Annotated in this window: 4 protein-coding genes; all 4 read left to right on the top strand. The window is 69.7% G+C overall.

Annotated features, from left to right (window positions below; genetic code table 11):
• Positions 1–327 (top strand): Beta-galactosidase C-terminal domain (locus ESO86_RS13155; protein ID WP_207207130.1); only part of this gene is annotated, 327 nt, incomplete at its 5' end.
• Positions 324–1,274, top strand: a complete 951-nt coding sequence (locus ESO86_RS13160; protein ID WP_242492363.1) for a carbohydrate ABC transporter permease — start codon at positions 324–326, stop codon at positions 1,272–1,274. The genes ESO86_RS13155 and ESO86_RS13160, both read left to right, overlap by 4 nt.
• On the top strand, positions 1,271–2,218 hold the full coding sequence (locus tag ESO86_RS13165; RefSeq protein WP_207207131.1) for a carbohydrate ABC transporter permease: 948 nt from the start codon (positions 1,271–1,273) through the stop codon (positions 2,216–2,218). The genes ESO86_RS13160 and ESO86_RS13165 overlap by 4 nt, the downstream gene beginning before the upstream one ends.
• 53 nt (positions 2,219–2,271) lie before the next feature.
• Positions 2,272–3,600, top strand: coding sequence for an ABC transporter substrate-binding protein (locus ESO86_RS13170; RefSeq protein ID WP_129235431.1), 1,329 nt, complete (start codon positions 2,272–2,274; stop codon positions 3,598–3,600).
• The last annotated feature ends 188 nt before the right edge of the window (positions 3,601–3,788 follow it).

The following is a 3,788-nucleotide window of genomic DNA, read 5'->3' on the forward strand; positions in this document are numbered from 1 at the left end:
CCCGCCGTGACCCGCCGTGCGGGCGCCGACGGCGCAGGCGACGCCTGGTACCTCGCGACGATGCTCGGACGCGACGACCTGCGATCCCTCGTCGGTCGTGCGCTCGAGGGCGCCGGCGTGGCAGCCGTGCCCGGCGCGTCCGCCGAGGTCGAGGTGACCCGCCGCTCCGCCGACGGACGGGCGTACCTGTTCGTCGTCAACCACGGAGCCGACGACGCCGACGTCGCTGTCCGCGGCACCGAGCTCGTGACCGGATCCGTCGTCGACGGGCGCCTCGTGGTGCCCGGCGGCACGGTCCGCGTGATCAGAGAGGAGGGAGCGGCATGACCGCACCCATGACCACCCCGACCGGCGTGCGCACCGCAGCGCGCGGCGGTGCCGGGACGACCCGGGCGGCCCGCCGCCGACGGGTGCAGCACCCGTGGGCGATCGTCGCGTTCGTCGCCCCGTTCGCGGCGATGTTCGCGCTGTTCTACCTCGTGCCCATCGGCGTGGCGATCTGGCAGTCGATGCTCGTCGTCGAACGCGAGGGCACCTACGGCGCCGCGACCGAGGTCTTCGGCGGGTTCCAGCAGTACGCGCTCGTCTTCCAGAACGAGGCGTTCTGGTCCTCGGTCGGCCGGGTCCTGCTGTTCGGCGTCGTCCAGGTGCCCGTCATGCTCGGGCTCGCGCTGCTGTTCGCGCTCCTGCTCGACTCGCCCCTGGTCCGCGGCAAGAAGTTCTTCCGGCTCGCGTTCTTCGCCCCGTACGCGGTGCCGGGCGTGATCGCCGCGATCATGTGGGGCTTCCTCTACTCGCCGAACCTCTCGCCGTTCGAGGCGCTCACGAGTCGCGTCGACCTGCTCTCCGCCGACTTCGTCCTCTGGGCCATCGCGAACGTCGTGACGTGGGTGTTTGTCGGCTACAACATGCTCATCATCTACTCGACCCTGCTGGCCATCCCGCAGGAGGTCTACGAGGCGGCGCGCATCGATGGCGCGGGCCAGGCCCGCATCGCCTGGTCGATCAAGATCCCGCTCGTGCGCCCGGCGCTCGTGCTCACCGCGGTGCTGTCGATCATCGGCACGCTCCAACTGCTCGCCGAGCCGCAGACGTTCCGCTCGTTCAGCTCGGCCGTCACGAGCACCTACACGCCGAACATGACGATCTACGCCACGAGCGCGGTTCCGAACGTGTCGCTCGCCGCGGCCTTCTCGGTCGTGCTCGCACTCGCCACGTTCATCCTCTCGTTCACGTTCCTGCGATTCACCCGACGGAAGGGGGCGGACGCATGAGCACCGCCATCGAACCCGAGGCGACCTCGGCCTCGCCCGCGGTGAACCCCCGCGGAATCGGCCGGCGCGGCGACGCCCACCCGGGCGGAACCCGCGGACGCGGTCCCCGCGAGAGCCTGTTCTCGCGCACGGGCGCCATGATCGTGATGGCCGTCTTCACGTTCTACTTCCTGGTGCCGATCTGGTGGCTGCTCGTGGCCTCCACGAAGGACCGCGGGCAGCTCTTCAGCACCAACCCCCTCTGGTTCGCCGACTTCCAGCTGTTCGAGAACATCGGCGCGCTGTTCGACTACCGCAACGGCGTCTACCTGCGGTGGATCCTCAACAGCCTGCTCTACGCCGGGCTCGGAGCGGTCGTCGCGACGGTGCTCGCCGCCATGTGCGGGTACGCCCTCGCGAAGTACCGCTTCCCGGGTCGCGAGACGATCTTCAACGTCGTGCTCGGCGGCGTCCTCGTGCCGGCCACGGCGCTCGCGCTGCCGCTGTTCCTGCTGTTCAGCCGCGTGCAGCTCACCGACACGTTCTGGGCGGTGTTCCTCCCGAGCGTCGTGAGCCCGTTCGGCGTGTACCTCTCGCGCGTGTTCGCCGAGGCATCCGTGCCGGACGAACTGCTCGAGGCGAGCCGCCTGGACGGCGCGGGGGAGCTCCGCACGTTCTTCACCGTGTCGATCCGGCTCATGTTCCCGGCGCTCGTGACCGTGTTCCTGTTCCAGTTCGTCACCATCTGGAACAACTTCTTCCTGCCGCTCATCATGCTGCGGAGCGAGGAGCTGTTCCCGGTGACCTACGGCCTCTACGCCTGGAACTCGACCATCAACCAGTTCCCCGAGCTGCGCACCTACGTGCTCGTCGGCTCGCTGCTCTCGATCATCCCGCTGATCATCACGTTCCTGCTGCTTCAGCGCTACTGGCGCACGGGCCTCGGCTCCGGATCCCTGAAGTAGACACCCCGCCCGGAGGCATCCGGGTGAACCCCCCCCACCGAGAAGAGGAAACCATGCGACACACGAAACGAGCGGTCACCGCAGCCCTGCTCACCTCCGCCGCACTCGCGCTGACCGGGTGCGCCGCGGGCGACGCGTCGTCGGGCGGCGACGCCGCCTCGTGCGAGCCCGCCGGCGAGGACGTCACGCTCGAGTTCACCAGCTGGATCCCGGGCATCGAGGACGCCGTCGCGGCCTGGAACGCCGAGAACCCCGACATCCAGGTCGAGGTGCAGACCGGTCCGAACGGCAACTCCGGCACGTACCAGAACTTCTTCAACCAGCTCGAGGCGGGCAACGCCCCCGACCTCGGCCAGATCGAGTACGACGCCCTGCCGAACTTCCGCGTGCAGGACGGCCTCGAGAACCTCGCCGTGTGCGAGGACGTCGCGGCCGCCCAGGACCAGTTCCTCGACTGGACGTGGGGCCAGGTCTCGCTCGGCACCGACGACGAGGCCTACGGCATCCCGCAGGACCAGGGCCCGATGGCGCTGTTCTACCGCAGCGACCTGTTCGAGCAGAACGGCATCGAGGTGCCGACCACGTGGGAGGAGTACCGCGAGGCCGCGGTGCAGATCCGCGAGCAGGGCGGCTACATCACGAACTTCTCGCAGACCGACATCAACCAGTTCGCCGGCTTCGTCTGGCAGGCCGGCGGCGAGTGGTTCGCCAACGACGGCGACGCGTGGGACGTCGAACTGACCAGCGACGCGTCGATGCAGGTCGCCGAGTACTGGCAGGACCTCATCGAGAACGACCTCGTCGCGACCTACCCCGCGTGGACCGACGAGTGGAACAACGCCTACAACTCGGGCGAGGTCTGGACCTGGAACTCCGCCGTCTGGGGCGCCAACTCGATCGCGTCGGGTGCGCCCGACACGGCCGGGAACTGGTCGGTCGCGCTCGCCCCGCAGTGGGAGTCGGGCGGCGCCGCCGCCGGCAACTGGGGCGGCTCGTCGATCGCGGTCTTCAAGGGCACCGACCACCTCTACGAGGCGGCGAAGTTCGCGCTCTGGCTGAACACCTCGGATGAGGCGCTCACCATCCTCAACGAGCAGGCCGCGATCTACCCGGCCACGAAGGCCGGCCTCGAGCTGCCCACGCTCACCGAGGGCGTCGAGTTCTACGGCGGCCAGGCGATCTACGACGTGTTCGCCGAGGCGTCGACGCAGGTCGACCCCGACTTCGTGTGGGGCCCGACGATGACGCAGGTGTACGCCGACGTCTCCGACGGGTTCAAGGGCGCCGCCTCCGGCAGCAGCACCCTCATGGAGGCGCTCGAGAAGGGCCAGGCGTCCACCATCGACGCGCTCGAGGCCCAGTCCATCCCGGTCGCGGAGTAACCTCACGCCGTGATCCACCACCTCCGTGCCGCGGGCGTCAGCCTCATCGTCGACGCCCGCGGCACGGCCGTGCCCGCGGTGCTGCACTGGGGGAGCGACCTCGGCGCGCTCGCGCCGGATGCGCTCGAGGCCCTCGCCGCGGCATCCGTGCCGGCCGTGCCGCCGTCGTCGATCGACACCCCGCTCCG

Origin of the sequence: Agromyces binzhouensis (assembly GCF_004135055.1) — a bacterium.
Taxonomy (GTDB): Bacteria; Actinomycetota; Actinomycetes; order Actinomycetales; family Microbacteriaceae; genus Agromyces; species Agromyces binzhouensis.